Origin of the sequence: Streptomyces sp. NPDC059224, from assembly GCF_042754285.1 — a bacterium.
In the GTDB taxonomy this organism is placed as follows: Bacteria; Actinomycetota; Actinomycetes; order Streptomycetales; family Streptomycetaceae; genus Streptomyces.
Map to the genome: position 1 here is coordinate 113,303 of NZ_JBHZAN010000010.1, position 26,981 is coordinate 140,283.

21 protein-coding genes, 1 tRNA gene and 5 pseudogenes are annotated in these 26,981 nt (G+C 73.5%); 10 read left to right on the plus strand and 17 right to left on the minus strand.

Annotated features, from left to right (window positions below):
- Positions 1-89: 89 nt before the first annotated feature.
- Positions 90-701 carry a hypothetical protein gene (locus tag ACFXI4_RS12750; RefSeq protein ID WP_384989913.1) on the minus strand — a complete coding sequence of 204 codons (612 nt, stop codon included), beginning with the start codon at positions 699-701 and terminating at the stop codon, positions 90-92.
- Positions 702-927: 226 nt separating this feature from the next.
- On the opposite strand from ACFXI4_RS12750, the gene ACFXI4_RS12755 reads away from it, so the two are divergent.
- Positions 928-1,623, plus strand: coding sequence for a glycoside hydrolase family 75 protein (locus ACFXI4_RS12755; protein ID WP_384989915.1), 696 nt, complete (start codon positions 928-930; stop codon positions 1,621-1,623).
- A gap of 51 nt (positions 1,624-1,674) precedes the next feature.
- Here ACFXI4_RS12755 and ACFXI4_RS12760 read toward each other — a convergent pair whose 3' ends face one another.
- Together ACFXI4_RS12760 and ACFXI4_RS12765 are read right to left on the minus strand one after the other, a co-directional pair.
- A complete protein-coding gene (locus tag ACFXI4_RS12760) occupies positions 1,675-2,376 on the minus strand; it encodes an SDR family oxidoreductase (protein WP_362729968.1) in 702 nt (233 codons plus the stop codon).
- A gap of 91 nt (positions 2,377-2,467) precedes the next feature.
- Entirely contained in the window at positions 2,468-3,421 is a 954-nt protein-coding gene (locus ACFXI4_RS12765; protein ID WP_384990042.1) for a class I SAM-dependent methyltransferase, read from the minus strand.
- A 123-nt stretch (positions 3,422-3,544) separates the two neighbouring features.
- Between ACFXI4_RS12765 and ACFXI4_RS12770 the strand changes: the two genes are divergently transcribed.
- Positions 3,545-4,321: a phytanoyl-CoA dioxygenase family protein gene (locus tag ACFXI4_RS12770; protein WP_384990044.1), complete on the plus strand. Its 777-nt coding sequence runs from the start codon at positions 3,545-3,547 to the stop codon at positions 4,319-4,321.
- A gap of 27 nt (positions 4,322-4,348) precedes the next feature.
- On the opposite strand, the pseudogene ACFXI4_RS12775 reads toward ACFXI4_RS12770, so the two are convergent.
- Positions 4,349-5,038, minus strand: a pseudogene (locus ACFXI4_RS12775) (glycoside hydrolase family 6 protein); the annotation flags it as partial.
- Between the two features lie 136 nt (positions 5,039-5,174).
- Positions 5,175-6,221: a selenide, water dikinase SelD gene (gene selD, locus ACFXI4_RS12780; RefSeq protein ID WP_384989917.1), complete on the minus strand. Its 1,047-nt coding sequence runs from the start codon at positions 6,219-6,221 to the stop codon at positions 5,175-5,177.
- Between the two features lie 85 nt (positions 6,222-6,306).
- Between selD and ACFXI4_RS12785 the strand changes: the two genes are divergently transcribed.
- Positions 6,307-6,399: transfer RNA gene (locus tag ACFXI4_RS12785), tRNA-Sec, on the plus strand.
- Between the two features lie 23 nt (positions 6,400-6,422).
- Here the strand turns inward: ACFXI4_RS12785 and ACFXI4_RS12790 are convergent.
- From ACFXI4_RS12790 to ACFXI4_RS12840, 11 genes and pseudogenes are all read right to left on the minus strand, one after another.
- On the minus strand, positions 6,423-8,204 hold the full coding sequence (locus ACFXI4_RS12790; RefSeq protein ID WP_384989918.1) for a SelB C-terminal domain-containing protein: 1,782 nt from the start codon (positions 8,202-8,204) through the stop codon (positions 6,423-6,425).
- Positions 8,205-8,207: 3 nt separating this feature from the next.
- A complete protein-coding gene (selA, locus tag ACFXI4_RS12795) occupies positions 8,208-9,563 on the minus strand; it encodes an L-seryl-tRNA(Sec) selenium transferase (protein WP_384989920.1) in 1,356 nt (451 codons plus the stop codon).
- Positions 9,564-9,800: 237 nt separating this feature from the next.
- Entirely contained in the window at positions 9,801-10,802 is a 1,002-nt protein-coding gene (gene nrfD / locus ACFXI4_RS12800) for an NrfD/PsrC family molybdoenzyme membrane anchor subunit (RefSeq protein ID WP_384989922.1), read from the minus strand.
- On the minus strand, positions 10,799-11,827 hold the full coding sequence (locus ACFXI4_RS12805) for a 4Fe-4S dicluster domain-containing protein (protein ID WP_362727026.1): 1,029 nt from the start codon (positions 11,825-11,827) through the stop codon (positions 10,799-10,801). Before ACFXI4_RS12805 ends, nrfD begins: the two co-directional genes overlap by 4 nt.
- Positions 11,827-15,138: a formate dehydrogenase gene (gene fdh / locus ACFXI4_RS12810; RefSeq protein ID WP_384989924.1), complete on the minus strand. Its 3,312-nt coding sequence runs from the start codon at positions 15,136-15,138 to the stop codon at positions 11,827-11,829. Before fdh ends, ACFXI4_RS12805 begins: the two co-directional genes overlap by 1 nt.
- Before the next feature lie 70 nt (positions 15,139-15,208).
- The gene (locus ACFXI4_RS12815; RefSeq protein ID WP_384989926.1) at positions 15,209-16,417 is read right to left on the minus strand and encodes a cysteine desulfurase family protein; all 1,209 of its coding nucleotides are present in this window, start codon (positions 16,415-16,417) and stop codon (positions 15,209-15,211) included.
- Between the two features lie 74 nt (positions 16,418-16,491).
- Positions 16,492-17,700 (minus strand): ferritin-like domain-containing protein, encoded by a 1,209-nt coding sequence (locus ACFXI4_RS12820; protein ID WP_384989927.1) that lies wholly within the window; start codon positions 17,698-17,700, stop codon positions 16,492-16,494.
- Positions 17,697-18,551, minus strand: a complete 855-nt coding sequence (locus tag ACFXI4_RS12825) for a phosphate/phosphite/phosphonate ABC transporter substrate-binding protein (RefSeq protein ID WP_384989929.1) — start codon at positions 18,549-18,551, stop codon at positions 17,697-17,699. Before ACFXI4_RS12825 ends, ACFXI4_RS12820 begins: the two co-directional genes overlap by 4 nt.
- Positions 18,551-19,693, minus strand: a complete 1,143-nt coding sequence (locus ACFXI4_RS12830) for an acyl-CoA dehydrogenase family protein (protein WP_384989930.1) — start codon at positions 19,691-19,693, stop codon at positions 18,551-18,553. Before ACFXI4_RS12830 ends, ACFXI4_RS12825 begins: the two co-directional genes overlap by 1 nt.
- Positions 19,694-19,859: 166 nt before the next feature.
- Positions 19,860-20,577, minus strand: a pseudogene (locus ACFXI4_RS12835) (class I SAM-dependent methyltransferase).
- A gap of 5 nt (positions 20,578-20,582) precedes the next feature.
- Positions 20,583-20,888 (minus strand): 4a-hydroxytetrahydrobiopterin dehydratase, encoded by a 306-nt coding sequence (locus ACFXI4_RS12840; protein ID WP_384989932.1) that lies wholly within the window; start codon positions 20,886-20,888, stop codon positions 20,583-20,585.
- Between the two features lie 128 nt (positions 20,889-21,016).
- Here ACFXI4_RS12840 and ACFXI4_RS12845 point away from each other — a divergent pair, with 128 nt between their 5' ends.
- From ACFXI4_RS12845 to ACFXI4_RS12875, 7 genes and pseudogenes are all read left to right on the plus strand, one after another.
- Positions 21,017-21,847, plus strand: a complete 831-nt coding sequence (locus ACFXI4_RS12845) for a helix-turn-helix domain-containing protein (protein WP_384989933.1) — start codon at positions 21,017-21,019, stop codon at positions 21,845-21,847.
- Between the two features lie 86 nt (positions 21,848-21,933).
- On the plus strand, positions 21,934-22,797 hold the full coding sequence (locus tag ACFXI4_RS12850; RefSeq protein ID WP_384989935.1) for a helix-turn-helix domain-containing protein: 864 nt from the start codon (positions 21,934-21,936) through the stop codon (positions 22,795-22,797).
- Positions 22,798-22,809: 12 nt separating this feature from the next.
- Positions 22,810-23,220, plus strand: a pseudogene (locus ACFXI4_RS12855) (SAM-dependent methyltransferase); the annotation flags it as partial.
- 53 nt (positions 23,221-23,273) lie between these two features.
- Positions 23,274-23,555, plus strand: a pseudogene (locus ACFXI4_RS12860) (SAM-dependent methyltransferase); the annotation flags it as partial.
- A gap of 247 nt (positions 23,556-23,802) precedes the next feature.
- Positions 23,803-24,243, plus strand: a pseudogene (narY, locus tag ACFXI4_RS12865) (nitrate reductase subunit beta); the annotation flags it as partial.
- A complete protein-coding gene (gene narJ, locus ACFXI4_RS12870) occupies positions 24,243-24,737 on the plus strand; it encodes a nitrate reductase molybdenum cofactor assembly chaperone (RefSeq protein ID WP_384989936.1) in 495 nt (164 codons plus the stop codon). The pseudogene narY and the gene narJ, both read left to right, overlap by 1 nt.
- A complete protein-coding gene (locus ACFXI4_RS12875; protein WP_384989937.1) occupies positions 24,734-24,859 on the plus strand; it encodes a respiratory nitrate reductase subunit gamma in 126 nt (41 codons plus the stop codon). The genes narJ and ACFXI4_RS12875 overlap by 4 nt, the downstream gene beginning before the upstream one ends.
- Positions 24,860-25,127: 268 nt before the next feature.
- Here the strand turns inward: ACFXI4_RS12875 and dnaK are convergent, their stop codons facing one another.
- Positions 25,128-26,975: a molecular chaperone DnaK gene (gene dnaK / locus ACFXI4_RS12880; RefSeq protein ID WP_384989939.1), complete on the minus strand. Its 1,848-nt coding sequence runs from the start codon at positions 26,973-26,975 to the stop codon at positions 25,128-25,130.
- Positions 26,976-26,981 lie beyond the last annotated feature (6 nt).

Here is a 26,981-nt window from a genome sequence, read left to right on the forward strand (position 1 = left end):
CCGCCCCCCGCCGCGCCGCCCCCCGCCCGCCGCGCCGTGGGGGGGCGGCCCCCCCCGTCCGCGTTCCCCGACGCCCGTGCGGGGGACCGTCAGTCGGAGTGCATGTCCGCGTGGACGACCTCGAACTCCTCCAGGGCGATCACGGTCACATGCGCCTTGGCCACGTCCTGTCGCCGCGCGGCCGCCTGGCAGCCGCGGGACGCGGCCATCGAGGCGCGGTCGACGAAGAGCACACCGGCCAGGCCCCGGCCCAGCTCCCGGTCCACGAACAGGGCGCACCGTGCGAACCCGGGCAGCGTCTCCAGGCGGGGTATCGCCGACGCGCGGAACGTCTCGACGAACAGGTCCGCGTCGGACGGGTCGAACTCCACCCTGGTCGTCCGCACTCCGCCGCCCACCCTCGGCGGCTGCGCCGAGCGGAAGACGGCCACCTCGTAGTTCTCGACGGTGACGGTGCCCGCGAACGGCTCCAGCATCGGCCCGCGCCGCTCGCGCATCACCTGGTCGCTGTTGCGCCGTGCCTCCTCGGAGCCCCACCAGCTCACCGCCAGCAGCTTGCCCAGCTCCCGGTCGACGAAGACGCCCGCACCCCGGTACCCGGGGCGCTCCTCCAGCAGACTGCGCCCCTCGCTGTTCAGCGCCCGGACGGCCGCGTCGATCCGCGCCGGATCGCCGGTGACGTACACGGTACGTACGAACATGACCCCTCGTCTCCCAGGAGCCACCGGAGCCACCACCCAACCCGCGCGCGGCTCCTGCGTAAATGTTCGGAATGTCCTGCACCACCAGTGTTCCCCGGGGCTCATTCGCCCGCAATGCATGACAATTCCCCGAGTTCACACTCAGGGGTTGACGCGGACATGCAGCTGGGGCCACCTTGTACGGCACCCGGTCAGGAAACTTTCCTAACAGAAGGGGACCCCCACAGTGCGCATCCGAACACTGACCCTCGCCGCGGCCTCCGGGGCCGCACTGCTGGCCGCCGGAGTGCTTCCCGCGAGCGCGTCCGGCGCCACCGTCCCGAAGTCCGCCCAGGAGGGCTCGGTCAGCGCGGCCGACCTGCTCGCCAAGGTGACCTCCTGCTCCCAGATCTCCAACGGCAAGTACCGGACCGACGACGAGACCTCGGCCACGGTCCCCGTGTGCGGCAAGAACGGCGCGGTGTTCTGGAAGTCCGACATGGACATCGACTGCGACGGCCAGCGCACCACCAACTGCAACGAGGACCGCGATCCCTGGTACCAGGACGACACGGCCTTCCACCAGTCCGACGGCAGCCCGCTGAAGGCGGAGACCCTGCCCTACGTGGTGGTGCCCAGCTCCAGCAGCATATGGAACTACTCCAGCGCCGGCATCAAGGGCGGCGGCGTGGTGGCCGTCATCTACAACAACAAGGTGGAGTACGCGGTGGTCGGCGACACCGGCCCCACGCAGATCATCGGCGAGGCGTCCTACGCCACCGCCCAGGCCCTGGGCATCGACCCCGACCCGGAGACCGGCGGCACCGACTCCGGCGTGACCTACATCCTGTTCAAGAACTCCAAGGTCTCCCCCATCGAGAGCCACAGCGCGGCGGTGTCTCTAGGTGACCAGTTGGCGAAGCAGTTCCTGAGCGCCAACTGACAGGCCGGGAGCGGGCTGGTCCCGGACAGGCCGGGACCAGCCCTGGACAGGTCAGTTGGGCTGCCCCAGCGGCCGTACGACGAGGGTGTTGACGTCCACGCCGGCCGGCTGCCGGATCGCCCACACCACCGAGTCGGCGATCTGGTCGGCGGTCAGCAGAAGACCGGGCGGCAGGCTGCCGTTGGCCTCCCAGAACGGGGTCTCCACCCGGCCCGGCGCGACCAGCGTGACGCCGATGCCGAAGTCGGTGACCTGGCGGCGGGTGTTCTCCGCGAGCCCGGTGACCGCCCACTTGGTCGCGCCGTACAGGTTGCCGGGCGTGTTCACGAACCCGGCGACGCTGCCGACCAGCACGATCCGGCCCCGGCTCGCCTTCAGGGCGTCGACGGAGGCCCGGATCAGCAGGGCGGGGCCGAGGACGTTGGTGAGGATCATCTCGGGCCAGCCCGCCGGGTCGCCGTCCACCACGGTGTCATGGGTGGCGAAGCCGGCGTTGGCGACGACTGTGTCGAGCCTGCCGTACGTCTTGAGCGTGCGCTCGACCGCCGCCTGCACGTCGGCGTACTCGGCGGTGTCCCCCACGACGGTCAACAGGCCGTCCGGGTCGCCGAGTTCGCGGGCGAAGGCGCGCAGCCGCCGCTCACCGCGGCCGGTGACGGCCACCCGGTGACCGGCGTCGAGCAGTTGCCGTGCGACGGCGGCGCCGATGCCGCTGCCGCCACCGGTGACGAGCGCGACCGGAGAGTCGGTCATGATGTTTCCCCCTGGTGACTGGACGATCGACCCGGAGTCCATCACTTCGAGTGCTCTCGATGTCAACCGCCGTCCGCGTCATGGGCGTTGCTCAATCCGGCACCGCGGCTTCCCGAAGCCTCCGGGCCGGCGCGGCCCGCCGCCGCCGGACGGGCCGTACCGCCGTGTGCACGGTGCGGGCGCCCAGGACGAACACGTCCGGCCTGCGGTGCGCGCTCGCCGGGTCCGCCGGGTCGAGGAGGCGGTCCAGGGTGGCACGGTCATCGGCGTCAAGCCCTTCGCCGACCGTGTCCCGCAGCCGGGAGAGGATCTCGGTCACGTAGGCGCGGGCCTTGCCGGAGGCCGGGGCGGGCAGGTCGATGAGGAAGGTGCGGCTGCGGGCGTACCTGAGCCCGGCGGAGCCGAGCAGCGCGGGCCAGTCCTCGGGCTCGGCGACGGTTCCCGCCAGGTCGGCGCGCATCCGCGCGAACCACTCCTCCTGGAGCGCGTCCAGCCGTGCCTGGAGCCCGGGCCGTCCGAAGCCGAGGTCACGGGGCAGGAAGCGGCTGGGCAGCCCCCCTTCGAGGATGGCCAGGGTGCCACCCGGGGCCAGCCGCTCGCCGAAGGCGGTGAGCGCCGCCCGCTGGTCGCCGAGGTGGTGCAGGCTGTGCCCGGCCCACAGGAGGTCCGCCGGGTACTCCAGCTTGTCCAGCACGCCGGGGAGTTCACCGGCGAGGACGCCGAAGCGGTCCGCGACGCCCAGGCGCGCCGCGCGGGCCGTGGCCAGGTCCAGGAGCGGTTCGCTGCCGTCCACGGCCACCACCCGGGCGCCCGGGAAGGCCTCGGCGAACAGGCACGACACCACACCGGGCCCGCTGCCCGCGTCGACGATCAGCCCCGGCTCGGTGACCTCCGTGCCGAGCCAGCCCAGGGCGTTCTCGTAGAGCGGGGCGAACAGCTCCGCCTGCGATTCCAGGTGCGGGGCCATCTCGGCCCAGTCGATGTCCGTGTGGGAGTGCGGGTGGGCACGGCTGTCGGTGTGCTGGTGGTGGTGATCGTGCGCCATGGGAGCGGCCTCTCGTCCGGGTGCCGCCAGCCTGCGCCGACATGCCCCCCGAAGGCCAGTCCCGTTGCCGGGGCGGCAAAAAACAGGATGCGGACGGCAAGGCCGGCGGGCCACGATGGCCGGATGGACGACGAGCTGGCCGAGCGCTTCGTGACCGACGGCTTCGTGAAGATCGAGGGCGCCGTCGCACCCCGTGTCGCCGAGGGCTGCGCCCGGCGGCTGTGGCGGGAGACGGGGTACGACGCCGAGGACCCGGCCACCTGGAAGGACCCGGTGGTCCGGGTCGGCGGACTGGCCGACGGCCCGTTCGCCGCCGCGCCCAACTCCCATGTGCTGCATGAGGCGTTCGACCTGCTGGTCGGTGAGCGGCGCTGGGACCCTCGCTACTCGCTGGGCGCCTTTCCGCTGAGGTTCCCGCACCGGGAGGAGCCGGACGACGCGGGCTGGCACATCGACACGAGCTTCATGCCGGAGGGTGCCACCGACTGGTACGCCAACCTGTGGTCCAGGGAGCGCGCCCTGCTGATGCTGTTCCTGTTCAGCGAGGTGACCGACCAGGACGCCCCGACCCGGATCCGGGTCGGCTCGCACCTGGACGTGCCCCGGATCCTGCAGCCCTACGGCGCCCGGGGTGCCACGCTGCGGGAGCTCGGCGCACAGGTGGCGGCGGCCTCCGCGCACCGGCCGGTCGCTCTCGCCACCGGCCGGCCGGGCGACGTCTACCTGTGCCACCCCTTCCTCGTCCATGCCGCGCAGCCGAACCACGGCACCCGTCCGCGCTTCCTGGCCCAGCCGCCGCTGTACCTGAACGCGCCCCTGGAGCTGGACCGCCCCGACGGGAACCACTCGCCGGTCGAGCGCGCCGTCCGCCGGGGCCTGGCCCTGGACTCCCGGGGCTGACCCCAACGGACGGCCGCCGTCCCAGGACAGCGGCGGGCAGGCGTTCGCCATCAGCTGCTGGAACCGGGCGGAGAACCAGTGCCCGGACAGCGGCGCGTTGGGCAGCGCGCCCGAGAGGTCGTCGCCGTTGCGGGCGTTGCCCGTGCAGGTCGGGCCGCACATCCGGTCGAAGCCCTTGTCCTCGTCGTCGGCGATGGCGGTGCTGGACCCGTCGGACTGGCCCGGAGGCTTGATCCAGACGTAGGCGTCGATCCCGGTGACGGGGCTGGCCTGCGGACGCTCGCCGAGACCGGCTCCGGACTGGTTGCACCAGTTGCCGATGTGGATCCGGCGGTCGTAGCGCCCGCCGTCGACATAGCTGTCCACGCTGGTCCTCGCGCCGGGTCCGGCCGGGCGGGCGCTGCCGCCCCAGCCGTTGCGGAAGGTGTCGATCGGCATGCCGATGCCGGAGTTGAAGCCGACCGAGACCAGCGACTGGCGGACGGAGGTGCCGTTCACCGTGTCGTTGGCGGTGAAGTTGGTCTCCTTCAGGGCGCTGTGGCTGGCCGTGTCGGTGATGAAGCCGGCCACGTCGTCGGCGGTCGCGCCCGCGCTGGTGGCCGCCTGCTTGACGATGGCGGCCGCGGGGGCGAAGTTGTCGTCCCAGGCGAGCCGGCCGTGGTGCCCGGCGTCCAGGTAGTTGCAGACGTGCGGGATCGCGCCGAGCCTGGCGAGGGCGCGCTGCGCCCGCACCTGCTTGCCGGGCCCCTCGCACGGGGCCCGGCACCTCTCGCACCGGCCGGAAGGCGCTTTCCGCTCACACCGGAACGGCCCCGGGCCGCTGCCCCGCCCTCCGGCCGCTCGACGGGTCCGGTCAGCGTACGACCAGCCGGTGCGGTCCCGGCGGGACCAGTTCGCCGACGACCGGGGCGCCGGGGACCTCGCCGGCGACGAGGAGGCCGCCGGAGGTCTGGGCGTCGGCGAGGAGGAGCCGGGTCAGGTCGTCGGTGCCGCCGAAGTCGGTGTGCGGGGTGACCCATGCGAGGTTGCGGCGGGTGCCGCCGCTGATGTGTCCGGTGCGGGCGGCCTCCCGGGCACCGTCGAGGAACGGCACCGCGGCGGAGTCCACGACGGCCGTCACGTCCGATGCGCGGGCGAGCTTGTACAGGTGTCCCAGCAGGCCGAAGCCGGTGACGTCGGTGGCGCAGACCGCCCCCGCGGCCAGCGCGGCGCGGGCCGCGTCGCGGTTGAGCGCCACCATCGTCTCGATCGCCTGCGGGAAGACCTCGCCGGTCGCCTTGTGCAGGTTGTTGAGGACTCCCAGCCCCAGTGGTTTGGTCAGCGACAGTGGCGTCCCCGGCCGTCCCGCGTCGTTGCGCAGGAGGCGGTCCGGATCGACGGTGCCGGTAACCGCCATGCCGTACTTGGGTTCCGGATCGTCCACGCTGTGGCCGCCCGCCACGACACAGCCCGCCGCCGCGGCGATGTCCAGTCCGCCGCGCAGCACCTCTCGTGCCAGGTCGAACGGAAGCACGTCCCGGGGCCAGCACAGGAGGTTGACCGCCACGAGCGGGGTGCCGCCCATGGCGTAGACGTCGGAGAGCGCGTTGGCGGCGGCGATGCGGCCCCAGTCGTAGGGATCGTCGACCACCGGTGTGAAGAAGTCCGCCGTGGCGACGGCGGCGGTCGCCCCGGAGGTGCCCGGCAGCCGGACGACCGCCGCGTCGTCACCGGCTTCGAGCCCCACGAGCAGGTCGCCCCTCGCGACGCCGGGCGTCCCCGGGACCGTCAGCGCGGCGACGATCTCCTCGAGTTCGCCGGGGGGAATCTTGCAGGCGCAACCGCCGCCGTGGGCGTACTGCGTGAGCCGCGCGGGGCCCTGCTGCAGTGGCTCCTGGACACCGGTCCGGATGTCGGTCATGGGTGCATCAGTCCTTGCGGGTGAGGGGGAGCGCCGTGTGGCGCGTTGACTTGCCCGGGAATGCGACGGTTCGATGGCCCGACGGGGAGACGTAAGGGTGCCTGGTGGCCCTCCCGGTCTTCAAAACCGAGGTGTCCGAGCAACTCGGGCAGGCGGGTTCGATTCCCGTCCGTCTCCGCCGGCCGGCGCGTTCGGGCCCCGTCACCGGCCGTCCGGGCCGGGTGCGGGGCAGCGGCGCAGCGCGGCGTCCACCCGCACGGTGTGACCGTGCCGGTCCAGGTGTTCCAGCAGCGGAACGGCGACCCGGCGCGTGGTGTCCAGCGCCCGGCGTGCCTGGCTGGTGGTGAACGGCTGCGCCAGCCGGGCGAGGACGGCCGCGGCCCGTACGTCCGCGTCCGGAAGCAGCACGATCCCCGGGCCGATCCGCAGCAGGGTTCCCGCGGCCTCGGCGGCCGCCAGCAGCTGGGGAGTGAGGCCGAGTTCGCGCAGCCGCCCGGCGTCCGGGGCGTGGAACGGAGCACGCGCGAGGTCCGCGCGTACGGCTGCCACCGCGGCCTCGGCCGCGGGCGGCAGGGTGGGGCCGCCGTGGCTGCCGTAGAGCCGGCCGTCGCGGTACCGCAGGGCGGGGCAGTGTGCCCGGAGCGCGTCGACGAGGCCGCGGTCCGGCAGTGCGAGCGTCCGGCGGGCCGCCTCCAGGGGCATGCCGGGTTCGAGGGGGTTGCGGACGGCGTACTCCTCGACCGCCTCGGCCAGGCGCTCGCGCAGCGCCGCCCAGTGGGCCGGGTCCGCCAGCCACTCCCCCGCGACCGGTTCCACGGGGGGCCGCACGCCCATGGCGAGCAGCTCGGAGCGGTGGATGAGACCGCGTCGGCGCAGTTCTCCCGCGCCGTCGGCGTGTTCGGCGACCGCCCCCAGTTCCCTGGCCCGGGCCGCCGCCGCACCGCGCCGGGCAAGCCGCGGCGGGCGGACGTCGAGCACGGTGACCCCGGCCGGGACACGGTGCAGCCCGGGGTCGCGCAGCAGCGCGCCGTCGCCGACGCGCAGCGGCAGCGGTGCGGCCAGTCGCAGGCGGGCGGTGTCCGTGCCGAGCGGACGGACCGTCACCGGCACCGCCGCGGAGCCCGCGTGCAGCGTGAGGTCGCGGGGCAGGTCGCGGGCCGCGTCGCCGCGCAGGCGTACGTCCGTGACGCCGGTGATCAGCCAGCGGTCCGGGGTGAGCAGCGCGTCCCCGCGACGCAGGTCCGCGGCGCCCGGCCCGGTCACGTTGACCGCCACCCGTGCGACCGCGCCGGCCTCCTGGCACTGCTCCTTGAGGCACTCCAGCCCGCGTACCCGCAGCGTCCGCCCGTCGCGGGCGAGCCGGAGCCGGTCACCGACGCGCACGGTCCCCGCGCCGAGAGTGCCGGTGACGACCGTGCCGTGGCCGCGCACCGTGAACGCCCGGTCCACCCACAGCCGTACGTCCGCGGTGAGGTCGGGGGCGGGCAGGCCGCCGGTCATCCGGACCAGGGCGGCGCGCAGCGCGTCCAGGCCGGCACCCGTCACCGCGCTGACGGCCACGCTCGGCACGTCGCCGAGGGACGAGCGGGCGATCCGGGCGAGCGCCCCGGCGCGGGCCGCGTCCGGTGCGGCAAGGTCGCGGCGGGTGACGGCGAGGACGCCGTGCCGTACCCCGAGCGCGTCCAGGACGCACAGGTGCTCCTCGGACTGCGGTTGCCAGCCCTGGTCGGCGGCGACGACGAAGAGGACGGCGGGGACCGGGCCGACCCCGGCCAGCATGTTGCCCACGAGGCGTTCGTGCCCCGGTACGTCCACGAAGGCGATGTCACCCGCGCCGGGCAGGCGCGTCCACACGAACCCGAGGTCCAGTGTCATGCCCCGGCGCCGTTCCTCCGCCCAGCGGTCGGGCTCCATCCCGGTCAGGGCGCGCAGCAGCGCGGACTTGCCGTGGTCGACGTGTCCCGCGGTGGCGACGACGTGCACGGGTCAGCTCCCCGTTCCCGGCCCCGCCGCCCCGGGCGGGACCTCGGCCAGGCGCACCGCCCGCGCCACGAGCGCGTCGGCCTCCGGCGGCAGCGCCCGCAGGTCCAGCAGGCAGCGGCCGTCCTCGACGCGGCCCATGACGGCGGGGTCGGTCGCGCGCAGCGGGGCCGCGTAGGCGGCGGGCAGCGAGACGGCGGCGCTCGGCAGCGTCACGCCCGGCGCGCCGCCGCCGCCGACCACCGCCTCGGTGTCGACGGCACGGCTGTCGAAGCCGTCCGCGCGCAGGCCCGCGGCGAGGTCCCGGGCGCGTTCCCGCAGCCGTACCGGGTCGGCGCGCAGCGCGGTGACCGTCGGGGAGAGGGGGCCGCGCACGGTCGCCTCCAGGGCGGCAAGGGTCAGCTTGTCCACCCGCAGGGCACGGGCCAGCGGGTGCCGGACCAGCCGCCGCACCAGTTCCGCGTCGCCGAGCACAAGCCCGCACTGCGGTCCGCCGAGCAGCTTGTCGCCGCTGGCGGTGACCAGGGACGCCCCGGCCCGCAGCCAGGTCGTCGCGTCGGGCTCGCCCGGCAGCGCGGGTTCCGGGGCGAGCAGTCCGGAGCCGATGTCGGCGACCACGGGCACGCCGAGCGGGGCCAGTTCGGCCACGAAGGTCTCCCGCGTGAAACCGGTGACCCGGAAGTTGGACGGGTGGACCTTCAGGACGAAGCCGGTCTCCGGACCCAGGGCCGCCGCGTAGTCGGCGGGTGTGGTGCGGTTGGTGGTGCCGACCTCGCGCAGCCGGGCGCCGGTGGCGACGAGCAGGTCGGGCAGCCGGAAGCCGTCCCCGATCTCCACCAGCTCGCCCCGGCTGACGACGATCTCCCGGCCCTGGGCGAGCACGGTCGCGGCCAGGACGAGCGCCGCCGCGCCGTTGTTGACCACGTGGGCGGCCTCGGCGGCCGGCACGGCGCGCAGCAGGGCGTCGAGTGCCGCTCGCCCCCGCCGGGAACGGGTCCCGGTCACGAGGTCGAGTTCGACGTCCGCGGTGCCGGACGCGGCCAGTACGGCGTCCCGGGCGGCCGGCGAGAGGGCGGCCCGGCCCAGGTTGGTGTGGAGCAGTACGCCGGTGGCGTTGACGACCGGGCGCAGGGCGCAGGCGGTGGCGGGAAGGGCGGCCACGGCACGGTCGGCGATCTCGTCGACGGGTACCTCGCCCGCCCGGGCCCGGGACTGCACTGCCGCGACCACGTCCTTGACCAGCTCCCGCCCGAGCCGCCGCGCCGCCGCGGTCAGCCGGGGATCGGCCAGCAGCACATCGGTACGCGGCAGTCCGCGCCGCCCGTCGACGGGCGCCCCGGCGTCCGCCTGCTCGCGCGCCATCCCGTGCACCTCCGCTCCGGCCCTGCTGACGGCAACCCGGCCAGGCTAGGTCGGCGACCGCTTCCGCAGCCCGCGCCGCACCGTGAGCGTCCCCTCCCTGACCTGCCCGGCTCATGCCCCCACCAGGATCGCCACCCGGCCCGCCGACCCGGATCGGACCGCGCCCAAAAACCGCGCCGCACCCCGCACGGCCCACGCCCCCGCCGGGATCGGTGCCCGGTGCTGATCGTGACGGGGTCAGGCGTCGCCCTCGGACTCCTGGCGGGCGTCGAGGCGTTCGCGTTGTGGTTTCACCACGTACGCCGGGTCCTTCGTGGACGCGACGCCCGCCTCGAAGGTCCCGAACCGCTGGAACCCGCTGCCCGCCAGGAGCGCGAGGCCGCCGAGCGCGGCGGCGACCCGGCTGCGGCGGGCGAAGGTGAGGGCGGCGCACGCCCCGCCGATGGTCAGGTACTCCGACGCCCTGCGCATCCGGTGGGCGGCACCGTGGGTGAACGCCGAGGTCTCGAACTGCGGCCTGCGGTCGATGCGGTGGGCCGCCACGAGCTCGATCGCGGCCCCGAGGAGAGCCAGCCGGCGGGCCGGGGCCGCCTCCGCCGGCGGGGCGCAGATCATCGCCAGACCGGCGCCGCTCGCCGCGGCGGACCCCGTGAAGACGAACGGCAGCTCCCGGTAGGCCTCGTGCCAGGCCGGCACCGCCGTCTGGGAGAGCAGCACGGCCGTGTACGAAGCGAGCGCGGGGGCGATCGCGGCCGCGGAGACGCCGCCGAGCCGGGCGGCCCACTTCACGGCGGTGGTGAGCCCCGCACGGTCCAGCCAGGGCTTCGGCACGAGTTCGGCGATGCCGGCCAGGGAGCAGCCGGGGCCGTAGGACATCAGGATCCAGGTGCCCATCGACATCGGGGAACTCGGCTTCGCCACCCGCATCATGTGGTGGAAGCGCAGTGGCCGGCCGAGGTCACCGATGAGGAAGTAGCTGCTGGCGAGCAGTGCCCCGAAACTGCCGACCCGGCAGGACCTGCGCGTCTCGGGCCGCCCGGTCAGGTCGGCGCCGACGGCCAGCAGGGCGGCGCCCGCCGACAGGCCGCCGGCGAGGAGGTAGGCGGGGACCTTCCACTCCCAGACCGGCGGCTTCAGCACCGGACGTCCGTAGTAGGAACGGAACTCCGCGCGCGGGACCATCGGCTCCTCGCCGGCGCCGCCCCCGCGGTGCTTCCCGCCCGCGCCGCGTCCGGTCATCGACGGCCTGCCTTGACGAACACCGAGGCGGACGCGGCCATCATCATCCCCGCCGCAACCGCCGCGTGCTTCCACATCGATCCCAGGTCGCGGGTGGTGACGACCGGGTCCGGTGGCAGCCCGTAGACCTCCGGCTCGTCGAGGAGCAGGAAGAACGCGCCGTCGCCGCCGACCCCGTCGTCGGGGTCACGGCCGTAGAGCCGGGCCTCGGGCACGCCTGCCTCGTGGAGCTGTTCCAGGCGGGCGTCGGCGCGCTCGCGCAGTTCGTCGAGGACGCCGAACTGGATGGAGTCGGTCGGGCAGGCCTTCGCGCAGGCCGGTTCCAGACCTCCCTTGAGCCGGTCGTAGCACAGGGTGCACTTCCAGGCCCGGCCGTCGTCGGGGCGGCGGTCGATGACGCCGTAGGGGCAGGCGGAGACGCAGTAGCCGCAGCCGTTGCAGATGTCGGGCTGGACGACGACGGTGCCGAACTCGGTCCGGAAGAGCGCCCCGGTGGGGCAGACGTCCAGGCATCCGGCATGGGTGCAGTGCTTGCACACGTCCGACGACATCAGCCAGCGGAAGTCGGTGCGGGTCTCCGCGCCGCTCCCGGCGCCGGGCAGGTCGAAGCTCGGGAAGCCCAGGTCGACCGGCTCCGTGCCGAGTTCGGCGCCGGCACGGTGGCCCGCGTCCTGCAGCGCCTCCGCGACCACCTCGCGGGTGGTCTCCGTCCCGGACGGTCCGGTGGGCAGGCCGACCAGGCCGGAGTCCTGGTCGCCGAGGCGCAGGTCCTGCTCGATGAAGGCGACGTGCCGCCAGGTGCTGGCGCCGAGCGAGCCGGTGTTGTCGTAGGACATGCCGAGCAGGTCGAAGCCGTCCGTCGGAACACCGTTCCACTCCTTGCAGGCCACCTCGCACGCCTTGCAGCCGATACAGACGGAGGTGTCGGTGAAGAAGCCGACCCGGGGCGGGTGGTCCTCGGGGTGGCCGGCGTCCCCGGCCGGGTCCGCCAGCGGGCCGAAGAAGCTGTTCTCGTGCTCGCTCATCAGGGTTCCTCCGGCCCTTCAGTGGTGGCCGGGCGGCCGTCTTCGTCCGGTCCGTCCGTCCGGTGGCCGTGGGCCGTCACCTCGCTGGTGCCGGTCCTCGTGGTGATCCCCGCGCGGCGCCGGTACTCCTCGACGTACGCGAGGAGCGCGGGGCCGCGCGGGCGCCGCCCGGGCCGGATGTCGCAGGTGAGCACCTTGCTCTCCTGGATCAGTACGTTGGCGTCGGCCACCACGCCCATCAGGTCGTTGACGACGTCGCCGGTGGTGATGCCGCGGCCGCCCCAGTGGTAGGGCATCCAGATCTGGTGGACCGTGTGGCCGTCGAGCCGCAGCGGGGCCAGCCGGTCGGTGACGACCACCTTGGCCTCCACCGCGGTCCGGCTGGTGATCACGTGCGCCCAGTCCATGTGGTGCAGCCCGCGCTCGGCGGCGAGTTCCGGCGAGACCTCCACCGTCAGTCCCGGCTGGAGTTCCGAGAGGCAGGGGAGCTGACGGCTCATCGCGCCGGCCGTGTGGTGCTCGGTGTACCGGGAGGCGGTGAACACGTACGGGAACACGTCGGTGTGCGGCTCGGGGGGCGAGGGATTGTACGGGTTGTCGGTGCGCGGGTAGGTGAGCCGGGTCGGGTTGGACTGCTGTGTGTAGAGGGCGTTGCGCACCGGGGACTCTTCGGGTTCGTAGTGGGTGGGCAGCGGCCCGTCGACCAGGCCGGTCGGTGTGAACAGCGCCGCCTTCCCGTCGCCCATCATGATGAACGCGTCGTCCCCGGCCAGCGCGTCCGTACCGGTCGCCTGCGGCGGCGGCTGGTGGTGCGGCGGCTTGTGGCGCTGGAAGTCGGGCACGTCGTTGCCGGTCCACTCACCGCGGTCCGCGTCCCACCAGACCAGGGCCTTGCGCTCGCTCCACGGCCGTCCGTCCGGGTCGGCGGAGGCCCGGTTGTAGAGGACCCTGCGGTTGAGCGGCCACACGAAGGCCCACTGGTTGTCCGTGATCGGGTGCTCGAACCGCGAGGTGCGGCGGCGGGCCTGGTTCGTCTCGTCCGCGAAGACGCCGCTGTAGATCCAGCAGCCGCACGCGGTGGTCCCGTCGTCCTTGAGCTCCTCGTAGGAGTTGACGGTCCGTCCGGTGGTGAGGTCGATGCCGTTGATGTGGCGCAGGACGTCCTCGGCGGACGGTTCGTCCCCGTGCTCCAGCGCGTAGTCCCAGGCCAGATCGAGGACCGGTCGGTCGCGTTCGTCCTCGGACCCCGCCAGCTTCTCCCGGACGAGCCGCCCGAGGTGGTAGAAGAACCACAGGTCGGAGCGGCGGTCGCCGATCGGTTCGAGCGCCTGGTCGCGCCACTGGACCATGCGCTGGGTCTGGGTGAACGTGCCGCACTTCTCGACGTGCGAGGCGGCGGGGAAGAAGAACACCTCGGTCCTGCAGGTCTCGGTGGAGATCTCACCCGTCTCGATCTCGGGCGCGTCCTTCCACACCGTCGCGCTCTCGATCATCGCCAGGTCGCGGACGACCAGCCACTCCAGGTTGGCGATGCCGAGCCGCTGGAGCCGTCCGTGGGCCGATCCCACCGCCGGGTTCTGCCCGACCAGGAAGAAGCCGTGGACCGTGCCGGCGATCATGTCCATCGCGGTGCGGTAGGTGCCGTGGTCGCCGTTGATCCGCGGCAGCCAGTCGTAGCAGAAGTCGTTCTCCGCGGTGGCCGCGTCACCCCAGTACTCCTTGAGCAGGGAGACCATGTACGTCCTGGCGTTCGCGAAGTACCCCTTGCGCATCACATGGCGTACGTCGTCCACGAACCTGGTCAGGCTGGTGTGGGTGACGTTGGGCATCGGCAGGTAGCCGGGCAGCAGGTTGTACAGGGTCGGGATGTCCGTGGAGCCCTGGATACTGGCGTGACCGCGCAGCGCCAGGATGCTTCCGCCGGGCCGCCCCATGTTGCCCAGCAGCAGCTGGACGATGGCGCCGGCCCTGATGTACTGGGCGCCGACGGAGTGCTGGGTCCAGCCGACGCTGTAGACGAGCGAAGTGGTGCGCTCCCGGCCGGAGTTCTCGGTCCAGGCGCGGCACACGTCGAGGAACTGCCGCCGGGGGATGCCGCAGACCCGCTCCACCATCTCCGGGGTGTACCGGGAGAAGTGCCGTTTGAGGATCTGGAGCACGCAGCGCGGGTGCCGCATCGTGGGGTCCGTGACGATCCGGCCGGCGGTACCGGGCAGGTCCTCGTGGCCGCCCGCCGACTGCGCGGGGGTTGCGGAGATGAGGGTGCTGCCCTGCCTGCCGTCGCCCTCGCCGCCCACGCACTCGTACGCCCAGCTGCTGCTGTCGTACGTGCCGGTCTCCGGGTTGTAGCCGCTGAACAGCCCGTCCAGGTCCTCGGTGTCCCGGAAGTCCTCGCGGACCAGGAACGTGGCGTTGGTGTAGGCCCGTACGTACTCCTCGAAGTGGAGGTCGTGGGAGAGGATGTGGTTGACGACTCCGCCGAGGAAGGCGATGTCGCTGCCCACCCTGATCCGCACGTGCTGGTCGGCGTGCGCGCTGGTGCGGGTGAACCGGGGGTCGATGTGGACCACCCAGGCCCCGAGTTTCCTGGCCTCGACGACCCACTGGAAGGCGACCGGATGGGCCTCGGCCATGTTGGAGCCCATGATGACGATGCAGTCGGCGTCCGTCAGGCTCTCCGGGGTGTCCGTGGCACCGCCACGGCCGAGCGAGGTTCCCAGACCGGGAACCGTGGCGGAGTGTCAAATGCGCGCCTGGTTCTCGATCTGCAGGGCGCCCAGGGCGGTGAACAGCTTCTTGATGAGGTAGTTCTCCTCGTTGTCCAGCGCCGCTCCGCCCAGACTGGCGAAGCCCATGGTGCGGCGGAGCGGGTTGCCCTGTGCGTCGGTGTCCTGCCAGCCCCGGCGGCGGGCGTCGAGAACCCGGTCGGCGACCATGTCGAGGGCCGTCTCCAGGTCCAGGTCCTGCCACTCGGTGGCGTACGGGGCCCGGTAGCGCACCTTGTCCTCGCGCTGCGGTCCGGTGACCAGCTGCTTGCTGGAGGAGCCCTTGGGGCACAGACGGCCGCGGGAGACCGGGCTGTCCGGGCTGCCCTCGATCTGGGTGACGTGCTCGTCCTGGACGTAGACGTTCTGCGCACAGCCGACGGCGCAGAAGGGGCACACCGAGTGCACGACCCGGTCGGCGTCCTCGGTGCGGGGCGCGAGCTTCCCGGACCGCTTCGACTCGACGGCCCTGCCCCGGCCCAGCCGGTCGGCTCCGGTGATCTGCCGGTACACGGGCCACAGGTCCGCCCACCGCTTCACGCCCATCCGCCCGCTCCTTCGCGTCAGGGCCCCCGGCCTCCCCTCCAAACTACCCGCGGGGTGGGCCGCGGCAAGTTCAGGGCGCCGCGGACCCGGCCCCGGCCCGGCCCGCGGTGGCGAGCGAGCGTGCGGCGCCGGCCAGTATCCCGGCCGCCCGGTCCACGTCCGCCGGTGTCGTCCAGCGTCCCGGCGACAGCCGCACGGCGGCCAGTGCCCGGGGGTCATCGAGGCCTATCGCGCGCAGTACCGGTGACGGCGTGTGCGTCCCGCTGTGGCATGCCGAGCCCGTGGAGGCGGCGAGCTGCGGCACGGCGGCGAGCAGGTCGTGGCCCGTGGTGCCCTCCACGCTGACGTTCAGGGTGCCGGGCAGGCGGTGGACGACGCTCCCGTTCAGGCGCACCCGGCCGGGGAGCGCCTCGGTGAGGCTCCGGTGCAGGCGGTCGCGGAGTGCCTCGACGCGCCGGGCACCGCCCTCGGCGAGTTCGGCGGCGGCTAGTTCGGCGGCGGCGCCCAGCGCCACGGCGAGGGCGACGTTCTCGGTGCCGGCGCGGAGCCCGCCCTCCTGGCCGCCGCCGTGAACCAGAGGTTCGAGGCGGACGCCGGCCCGTACGCGCAGCGCGGCCACGCCCTTCGGGGCGTACATCTTGTGGCCCACGACGGTCAGCAGGTCGGCGCCGAGCGCCCGTACGTCCACCGGGACCTTGCCGGCGGCCTGGGCGGCGTCGCAGTGGAACAGCGCGCCGTGGTCGTGGGCGAGCCGGGCCAGTTCGGCGACCGGTTGCAGGGTGCCGGTCTCGTTGTTGGCGGCCATGACCGAGACCACCGCCGTCCGCTCGTCGAGCGTCGCGGCCAGGTCGGCGGGATCGACCAGGCCCTCCCCGTCGACGGGCAGGCAGGTCACGTCCACGCCGTGCAGGCGGTGCAGGGCACGGCAGGTCTCCAGCACCGCCGGGTGCTCGGTGACCTGCGTGATCACGCGCCGTCTGCCGGCGGCGGAGGCGAGGACGGCGCCGCGCAGCGCGAGGTTGTTCGCCTCGGATCCGGAGCCGGTGAGTACGACCTCCCGCGGGTCGGCTCCGACGAGCGCGGCGATCTGCTCCCGGGCCCGGGCCAGGGCGGTGCGCGGTTCCCGCGCGTAGGCGTGTGCGCTGGACGGGTTGCCGAAGCAGTCGGTCAGGAAGGGGAGCATCGCCTGCACCACCCGCGGGTCGACGGGGGTGGTGGCGTTGTTGTCCAGGTAGATCGGAGCGTCGCCCCGGCCCGGGGGCTCCGGTGTGTCGGTCATGGTCCCTGCGCATTCGTTCGGTCGCGGACGGAGCCGGGCCCCGGGTGCGGGTGCGGGTGCGCCGCCCCGGAGCGTCACATGAAGTTGCGCGTGTGCAGTGCGGACAGGGCCGCCGCCTCGTCGTCGGGGAAGCCCAGGCGTCCCAGGCGGTGGCGGCGTCCTTCGTCCATCTCGTTGCGCAGCCGCTGCACCGCCTGCCAGCCCCGGGCGATGTCCCCTGGCGCCCAGGAGCCGGCGGCGAGCAGCACCAGGGAGTCGGAGACGTCCTGGTTGAGTCCCGCGGTGCCGGTCAGGGCGTCGTGGCGCCGCTCCACCGCGGCACGCAGCCGGCCGTGCAGCAGCGGGTCGACCGCGGCCCGGTGCTCCAGGTGCCCGACACCGAACGCCACGTGCCGCGCCTCGTCCTGGCGCACCAGACGGCTGATGCGGCGGGTGACCGGATCGGGGGCGTGCCGCTCCAGGAAGGACAGCAGGTTCAGGAAGCTGCCCTCCCCGAGCACCGACAGCAGGAAGGAGGCGACGGAGAAGTCCGGTTCGGTCAGCAGGCTCGCCAGGGAGGCCCGGCCGCCCACCGAGGAGGTTCCCATCTCGCCGCCGCGCAGCAGCGCCCGCCTGGTGAAGACCTCCACGTGCCTGGCCTCGTCGGCCGCCTGCACCGCGAGCAGCTGGAGCACCTCGCGGAAGTGCGGATGGACCTGGACCAGCAGCCGCCCCGGGATCACCAGGGCGGCCTGCTCGTTCTCCACCAGGTAGGTCATCACCTGGACGACGGCGGCCTCGATCTCGTCGGGCAGGGTGAAGTCCTCGTCCCACTCCACCGCGCGGTGGGGGTCCCACTGCGCGGCGACGGCCTGCCGGTACAGGCGGGGCGCGAGATCGGTCCACGCCACGTCCCTGTCGACGACGGCGAAGGGCACGTCCGGCCCGCCCGCTTCCACCAAAGCTCCGCGCGCGGCGAGGCCCCAGTGCAGGGGCGCCCGGTCCGCGATCCCCCTGACCGACACGCCCCCGGCGCGTTGGGCCCCGTGCAGGCGGGCGTCCGCGGCAGGGCCCGCCCGCACGTGTGCGACCACCGGCGCCTCCCACGGTTCCGCGGCCTCCAGCTCGTGCCCCTCGTGGCGGCACCACACGGCCAGATGGGGCAGCAGCGCCGGGTCCGTCCCGAGCACCTCGACCCGGGTTCCGGGCGGTGCCTGCCGCAGGACGCGGCTCAGCAGCAGCCGCGCGCCCTGCTCGAAGCCGAGCGCGCCGAGGTCGGCCGAGACCGGGCCGGGATCCGTCACGGCCGGTAGCCGGCCGCGGTGATCCGGCCGCTCGCGTCGTAGAAGCCGGTGGCGTCGACGGCCGCGGTCAGCAGGCCGAAGCCGGACTGCCGGCCGGGCAGCCACCGGGTGAGCCCTTCCAGGTCCAGGAGCCGGCGGACCTCCGGATCGCTGTACGACATGGAGAGCAGCAGCGTCGAGAACCGGTCGCCGGGCTCCTTGTCCAGGGACGGTCCGGCCGCCAGTACGCAGTGGTCGTAGGGCTCGGTGCGCGACAGCAGCCGGGTGCCGCCGGGCGGCAGGGTGCCCTCCTGTCCGAACAGCAGGTGGCTGGCGTCGATCATGCAGGCGGCGTCCGCCTCCCCCGCCGTCAGCGCGCGGGCCGCGTCGCGTTCGCCGCCGATGTGGTCGCCGTGCAGGCCCACGCCGGTGTCATGGCGGCGCACCTCGAAGTCGGTGCCCGCGGCCAGGCCGAGGTCGGCCAGGTGGTGCAGGGGAATGAGGGTCGACTGGGGTGAGTCGACCGCTCCGACGGCGACCTTGCGGCCCTTCAGGTCGGCCGGCGCGCGGATCTCGCCGTCCGCCCGGACCACCACCACGGAGGTCAGGTCGCGGTCGGTGTCCCGCATCACGAGCGGGGTGACCTCCGCGCCCGCCGCGGCGGCCAGCCGGCGGGTCCGCAGCCAGGCCAGCGGCGAGTGCCAGGCCGCGTCGATCCGCCCGTCGACCAGGTCCTGTGCCTGCCGCTCGTACTGGGCGTAGAGCACGAAGTCGAAGGGCAGACCCTGCGTGCGGAGCCAGGACCGGAACCCGGACCAGATGGTGACGACCTTCGGGTCGTAGGCGACTGCGCCGAGGAGCAGCTCTCGCATCAGGCCTCCTCGAAGAGCGGCAGGCCCAGTTCCACACGGCCGCAGAAGTCGTGCAGCGCCTCGGTGGTGGGGGCCATCACCCGGGCCGCGAGAGCGTCCCGGAACCGTCGCTCCACGCCCGTCGCGCGGCGGAAGGCGGCCCCGCCGCACAGCCGCATCGCGCCGTCCGCGACCTCGGCGGCGGTCTCCGCGGCGAGGGCCTTGATCTGCAGCACCCGCAGCGTCGCCTCGGGCCGTGCGGTCTCCGTCGCGGTGAGCGTCTCGTCCAGCAGGGCGCGCAGCGCGTCGGCGCGCAGACGCAGCCCCGCGAACTGGTTGCGGGTCGTCGGCTGCTGGGCCAGCGTCTGGTCCAGGTGCGCCAGGCGGGTGTCGCGCAGGTGCGCGGAGGTGAGGCCGAGCAGCGCCTCGGTCACGCCGAGCGAGAAGGCCGCGCTCAGCACGAGGAAGCACGGCAGCACCACTTCGAGAGCGGTGCCGAGCCCTTGCCCGTCGGTGCCCAGCAGCGCGGACCGGGGCACGGCGACGGCCGTCGCCGACACGGGGCTGGACGCGTTGCCGCGCAGGCCGAACCCGTCGTAGTCGCCGTGTACGTCGAGTCCGGCACTGCCGGCGGGCACCAGCCACAGCGACATCGGGCCGTCCGCCCGCAGCGGCCTGCTGGACCAGACGTAGCTGTCCGCCTCGCCCGCCGAGGTGACCCAGGACTTCTGTGCGTCCAGGCGCACCGCGTCGGCGCCCTGGGGCTCGGCGGTGCTCACCGGCGCCCAGAAATGGCTGCGGGAGCCGCGCTCGGAGAACGCCAGGGTGGTCAGATGGCGGCCGGCGGCGATCTCGCGCCGGACGTCCTCGGGGGCGTGCCGGTCGAGGACGGTGACGGCCGAGTAGTGCATGAGCAGCACCATGGCCGTCGACCCGCACGCACCCGCGAGCCGTTCGATCACCTGGGCCGCCTCACGCAGTCCCGCGCCCGCTCCCCCGTTCTCCCGCGCGCTGAGCAGCCCCAGCAGCCCGGCGTCGCCCAGTGCCCGGATCCCCTCGCGCGGGAAACGGCCCGTCCGGTCCACCTCGTCGGCGAGCGGCCCGACGATGTCCTGGACCAACGCGTCGAAGGCGTCGGATCGGAGCTTCGGTGATTCGGTCATGACGGTCTGCACGATGTGACACCCTGACGTGAAGTAGTTACTGAATGTCCCGTTCCGCGGCCAGTCAAGCATTCCGGCGGGCACAGGCGACGGAGCGCGCGCCGAGCCACCGGACGCAACCGGTGCGGCACGGCGGCACACACGTCGCCGGGCGCGTGACCGCCCGTCAGCCGGTGCCGTCCGCCGCCGAGCCGCCGTACCCCGCGGCCAGTTCGGCGACCGTCCGGGCGATGCGTTCACGCAGCCGTACGGCTCCAGGCGCCGCCGCACATCGGCGGGTTCGCGCCGGCGGCGGTACCGGCCGTCCAGGGCCGGGCCGACCCGGACGGTCTCGGCCACCACGGGGAGGTACGGGGGCGATGGCGGAGCGGGGGCTGCGGCCCTGCCCGTGGCCGTGGAAGGCGGCCTGCCCGGCAGGCGTCAGTCCGCTCAGCGCGGCGTGCGCGGTGACGGCGACGGCCGCGTCCGGGGCGGGACGGCGCGGGCGTTCGGCGAGGACCGCGTCGATGTCGCCGCCGACGTCGTGCGCGGCGGCTTGTCGACGGTGGTCACGTACACCCCGCCGGGCCGCAGCACCCGTGCGCACTCGGCGGCGTCGGCGATGAGGTGGAGCAGCCAGACGGTGCTCACCGCATCGAACGTGCCGAACGTGCCGTCGTGAAGGGGAGTCGGCGGCTGTCGGCCAGCAGGACCGACCCCGGCAGCCGGGCGGCGGCGAGGCGCCGGGTGACGATGCCGGTGCCGCAGGCGAGGGCGAGGAGACGGCCAAAACGGTCCGGGCGGCCGGGGATCAGGCCGGGGACGGCGTCGGCGGCCGCCTCGGCGCGCGCTTCGCCGCCGCGCGTCGCCTCGTAGGCACCGGCTTGCCTGTCGTGGTCGAGCACATGGCTCAGTGTGCGCCGTGGCCTGGGGCGATGTCCTCCACCCTGCGGGCGAGTTCGAAGTCCAGGGCGGTGACGGCACCGCCCACGCTGTGCGTGTTCACGGTGAGGGTGACCGTGTGGTAGCCGAGGGTGAGGTCGGAGTGGTGGTCCAGCTCGTCCTGGATCCGGGCGATGTGCAGGACGAGCGCGGCGGCTGCGAAGTGCGAGTCGAGACGGTAGCCGCGGGCGAGCCGGTCGCCGTCCAGCGACCAGCCGGGCAGCTCGGTCAGCCGGTCCTCGATCTCCTGCTGCGCCAGCGGTGCGACGGCCATGGTGCGGCTTCCTTCCCTCAGGTGCCCGGAGGCGTACGTGGGTTCAGCCTGCCACGACCGGCCCCTGCGGGCGCGCCCGCATCGCGCGGCGCGCCTGCCCCGCACCCTCCTCGGCTACGGTCGTCGGCATGACCGCTGCCTCCTCCGGCCCCGCCGCCTCCCCGCCCGCCCCCGACGGGAAGGGTGCCGGTCCGCTGCTGCGCGCCTGGCGGGAGCGGCGGCGGGTCAGCCAGCTGGAGCTGGCACTGCGTGCCGGCTCCTCCGCGCGGCACATCAGCTTCGTCGAGACCGGCCGGTCCCGCCCCAGCGAGGAGATGGTGCTGCGCCTGGCCGAGCACCTGGACGTGCCGGTCCGGGAGCGCAACGCGCTGCTCCTGGCGGCCGGTTACGCCCCGCACTACCCGCAGACCCCGCTGGAGGACCCCGCGCTGGACGCGCTCCGCGACGGCATGCAGCGGCTGATCCAGGGCTACGAGCCCTACCCGGCACTGGTGGTGGACGCCACGTACACGGTGGTCGCCGCCAACCGGGGCATCTCGATGCTGCTGGAGGGGGTACCGGAGTCCCTGCTGACGCCCGCGCCGAAGGCGATGCGGCTGACCCTGCACCCCGAGGGCCTGGCACCGCGCATCCGCAACCTGCGCGAGTGGCGTGGACACCTGCTGGAGCAGATGGCTCGGCGGATCGCGCTGCACCGCTGCGACGCGCTGCGGGAGTTGTACGAGGAGGTCACCGCCTACCCGGCCCCGGCGGGCGCGGACGACGGGCGGCCCACGGAACCGGCCGTCTGGTTCGCGCTGCCGATGCGGATCGAGCACGAGGGCCGGGTGCTGTCGTTCGTGTCGTCCATCTCGACGTTCAACACCCCGATGGACGTGACGGTCGCCGAACTGGCCATCGAGACGTTCCTGCCGGCGGATCCGGCGACCGCCAAGTACCTGCAGTCGTTGGCAAGTTGACTCAAGAGGTTGCTTCGACCAGATGTGCGAGGCGGCATCGCGTGACACACTGCTCCCCGTACTTGTGCGCGTAGGGGAGGCGTGGCGTGAGTGAGCGGCGTGCTGCGCCCACCGTAGGGCAGGTCGTGCTCGGCAAGCGGTTGCAGGAACTGCGGGAGGCCGCGGGCCTCGGCCGGGACGAGGCCGCGCGGGTGTTGCGGGTGGCGCAGGCGACCGTGCGGCGGATGGAGATGGCCGAGGTCGCGCTGAAGATCCCCTACGTCCAGGTGCTGCTGGAGACGTACGGGGTGCCCGAGGAGGAGCACGCGGCGTTCGTGCGGCTGGCCGAGGAGGCCAACCAGCCGGGCTGGTGGCAGCGGTTCCACGACGTGCTGCCGGACTGGTTCAGTCTGTACGTGAGCCTGGAGGGCGCGGCCCGGGTGGTCCGCTCCTACGAACCGCACTTCGTTCCCGGCCTGTTGCAGACCGAGGCCTACGCGCGGGCCGTGCTGGAGGCCGGCACCATAGGCCACGGTGACCCCGCGGCCGTGGAACGGCATGTGTCGCTGCGCCTGACCCGGCAGGGGCTGCTGGAGCAGGACGATCCGCCGCACCTGTGGGTGATCATGGACGAGACGGTGCTGCGGCGCCCGGTCAGCGCCGACTGCGAGGTGATGCGCGGCCAGGTCGACAAGCTGCTCGCCTTCATCGCGCGCGACCGGATCACGCTGCAGATCGCCGAGTTCGCGAGCGGCCCGCACCCGGGGACGTACGCGCCGTTCACCCTGTTCCGGTTCGCCGAGCCCGAGCTGCCCGACATGGTCTTCACCGAGTACCTGACCGGCGCCCTGTACCTGGACTCCCGCGACGAGGTCGGCGCCCACCTGGAGGTGCTGGACCACATGACGGCCCGGGCCGCCTCCGCGCAGCGCACCGAGGAACTGCTGCGGGAGTACCGTGACGACCTCTGAGGAGCAGCGACCGTGAGCGCACCCGAGCCCGCGCTCCCCGCCGTCGGCACCAGCCGGCCGCATCCGGCGCGGGTGTACGACTGGTGGCTGGGCGGCAAGGACGACTACCCGGTGGACGAGGAGTTCGCCCGGAGGATCCTCGCCGTGGACGGCACGGTGCTGCGCGGGGCGCGTGCCAACCGCCGGTTCATGCAGCGGGCCGTGCGCGCCGTCGCCGAGTCGGGGACCCGGCAGTTCCTGGACATCGGCACCGGCACCGGCACCCCCACCGAACCGAACCTGCACCAGGCGGCGCAGGGCGTCGCGGCGGAGTCGAGGGTGGTGTACGCGGACAACGACCCGATCGTGCTGCGGCACGCGGAGGCCCTGCTGCGCGGCACGCCCGAGGGCAGCACCGCCTACGTCCACGCCGACGTCCGCGACCCCAGTTCAGCAGGCCGTGGACGTCGTCGCCGTCCGGGTCGTCGTCGAGGTAGCGGTACCTCGACGCGCTCGCGCCGGGCAGCCACCTGACCCTGTCCCAGGTCACCCCCGATCTCAGTCCCGGGGCCGTCGCGCAGGCGGCCGCGCACTTCCGGCGTGGCGGCACCCCCTTCCACCCGCGCCCGCTGACCGGCTTCCTCCGCTTCTTCGACGGTCTGGAACTGCTCGGGCCCGGGGTGATCCCGGTCTCCGGCCGGCGACCGGACCTCGAGGACGTGGCCCTCCAGGAGGAGGGCATCGCACCGGTCTACGGGGCCGTCGCCCGCAAGGCCTGAGCCGTTCGGGTGTCCCGCCCGGCGACACGTGCGGATGTCCTGGACAGGTGAGCCCGCGCGGCTCGGCCGGTGACCCGTTCGGATCCTCTGGACAGGTGCGTTCCCACGCCCGCCCCTAGCGTCGAAGCGACGGGTGAGCGAGGGAGCGCAGGTGACCGACACGGAGACACCTCCCAGGGAGCCCGGTGCGGCGCCGCTCGGTGCCGCCCGGTTCTTCCACCGGGACCGCTGGAGCGACGACAGGGTCATGGTCCGGTACATCCCGCCCCTGTCCCCCGTGGTGCACGCGCCGTCCGGGACGGGCCACGACGGAGAGGACGCCCAGAACCCCTTCGCCGCCATCGACACCCTGCTCAACCTCGGCGCGGAGCCGGACGCGGGGACCGCCGCCGCGCTGGGCATGACCTCGGCGGAGATCGAGACGCTGTACCGGCTGCCGGCGATCGTCAAGTACGAGGACCGGTACGTGATCCCGACCTCGGCGGTCGGCGACGCACGCCGGCTGGAGGCGTCCGCGCTCCCGGAAGGGTGCGGCCTCGACCACGGCGGCGGCCCCGGCCCGGGCGGCGACGGACCCTTCCGCCAGGACTCGGGCCGGAAACTGCTCCCCCTGGTGTCGGTGGAGAACCTCCACCTGCCGCGCGTACGGCAGACCGCCGACACCCCGGACGAGGCGAAGGAGACCTGATGTCCACGGACGCGGTGTTCTACCAGGCGGCGGCGCTCTGCCTCACCTGTCCGGACGACGACTTCGTCGCCCGGCTGCCGCTGCTGCGCGAAGCGGCGCCGCAACTGCGGGAGTTCACCGACCACGCGGCGGTGACCCCGCTTCAGGAACTGGCCGCGCACTATGTGCAGGTCTTCGACTCCAAGAACCGGCACAGCCTCTACCTCAGCCGGTGGCACGACGGCGACACACGCCGCCGGGGCATGTCACTGGTGCGCTTCAAGGAGGTCTACGAGGCGTACGGCATGGAGTTCACCGGCGAGGAACTGCCGGACTTCCTGCCCGCCGTCCTGGAGTTCACGGCCCGCACCGGTAACACGGACCTGCTCACCGAGCACCGCGACCGCCTGGAGCAACTGCGGCGCAGACTGGGTGACTTCGGCACCCCTTACGCATGTGTGCTGGACGCGGTCTGTGCGGCCATGCCGATCGCAGGCACCGGAACTCGCCCATGAGCATCCTCCTGCGGGGCGCCCTGCCCTGCGTCGCGTTCGCGCTGCCGGCGGCCGGCCTGGCCTGGCGGTACCGCCGCGACACGCACGGCTGGACGACCCGCTCCTGCCAGATCCGCCAGTAGAGGCTCCTCGACACCGCCTCGCCCGTCCTCCACTGCGGCTTCCTGTGTTGCGCGCCACGACGGCCGACGGCAGCCTGTTCACCCTCCGGCCGAGAACGGCCGTCATGGCGGACGTCCGGGTCCTCCACCGGATCCACGCCGTCATCGGCACGGCCGTGATCGCCCTGGTGCCTCGTCCTCCCCTACCCGGTCCGCCGCAGCCGGGACCGCCGTCGGCCGGACCCCCGCCCGGACCGCCGGGGCCGGGAGACGACCACCCGCCGCTGACTCAGCCGGCCTCTCCCCTGGCGTCGTCCACGATCTCCGCGTCCACCACGCCTCCCTCGTCGGCGTCGGCCGGACGCCGCTCCTCGGCCGAACCGCCGGAGACACCCGCGTACATGGCCTGGCCCATGCGCTGGCTGACGGTCGCCAGGTGCTCGACACCCCGGCGCAGCTCCGCGGTGTCGGCGTCGCGGTCCAGCAGGGTCCTGAGTCCACTGATCGCCGACTCCACATCGGTCCTCGTGTCGGGCGGTACGCGGTCCTCGTTCTCGCGGATGAACTTCTCGGTCTGGTAGGTGAGCTGCTCGGCCTGGTTGCGGGTCTCGGCGGCCTCGCGGCGCTTGCGGTCCTCCTCGGCGTACTGCTCCGCCTCCCGCATCATGCGGTCGATGTCGTCCTTCGGGAGGGCGGAGCCGCCGGTCACGGTCATCTTCTGCTCACGCCCGGTCGCCAGGTCCTTGGCCGAGACGTGCATGATCCCGTTCGCGTCGATGTCGAAGGCGACCTCGATCTGCGGGACTCCACGCGGTGCCGGCGGCAGGCCGGTGAGGTCGAAGACGCCGAGCTTCTTGTTGTAGGCGGCGATCTCGCGTTCGCCCTGGTAGACCTGGACGCCCACCGAGGGCTGGTTGTCGGCGGCGGTGGTGAAGATCTCCGAACGGCGGGTCGGGATCGTGGTGTTGCGCTCGATCAGTCTGGTCATGATGCCGCCCTTGGTCTCTATGCCCAGGGACAGCGGAGTGACGTCCAGCAACAGCACGTCCTTGACGTCACCGCGGATCACGCCCGCCTGCAGGGCGGCGCCGACCGCCACCACCTCGTCCGGATTGACGCCCTTGTGCGGGTCCTTGCCGGTGAGTTCCCTGACCAGGTCGGTGACGGCGGGCATCCGGGTCGAGCCGCCGACCAGGATCACGTGGTCGATCGCGGACACCTGCACGCCCGCGTCCTTGACCGCCTGGTGGAAGGGCTTCTTGCAGCGGTCCAGCAGATCCGCGGTCAGCTCCTGGAACTGGGCTCGCGTCAGCTTCTCCTCCAGGTGCAGCGGGCCCTCCGCCGAGGCCGTGATGTACGGCAGGTTGACCGACGTCTCCGTGGACGAGGACAGCTCGGTCTTCGCCTTCTCGGCGCCCTCGCGCAGGCGTTGCCGGGCCATCTTGTCGTTGCCGAGATCGATGCCGTACTGCCCCTTGAAGCGTTTCACCAGGTGCTCGACGATCCGCTGGTCCCAGTCGTCGCCGCCGAGGCGGGTGTCGCCGTTGGTGGCCTTGACCTCGATCACGCCGTCGCCCATCTCGAGCAGGGAGACGTCGAAGGTGCCGCCGCCGAGGTCGAAGACCAGGACCGTCTGCTCCTCGCCCCGGTCGAGGCCGTAGGCGAGCGCCGCGGCGGTCGGCTCGTTGATGATCCGCAGCACCTTCAGGCCGGCGATCTCCCCGGCCTCCTTGGTGGCCTGCCGCTGCGAGTCGTCGAAGTACGCGGGTACGGTGATCACGGCATCGGTGACGTCCTCGCCGAGGTACGCCTCGGTGTCCCGCTTGAGCTTCTGCAGCACCCGCGCCGACAGCTCCTGGGCCCGGTACCGGGTGCCGTCCACGCTCCCGCTCTCCGGGAACCGCCAGGTCCCGTCGCCCATGTGCCGCTTCACCGAGCGCGCGGTGCGGTCCACGTTGGTCACCGCCTGCCGCTTGGCGACCTCGCCGACCAGCACCTCGCCGTTCTTCGCGAAGGCCACCACCGACGGGGTGGTGCGCGCCCCCTCGGCGTTGGCGACGACGGTGGGCTCACCACCCTCCAGCACGGCCACCACCGAGTTCGTCGTACCGAGGTCGATCCCGACCGCACGTGCCATGTCCGT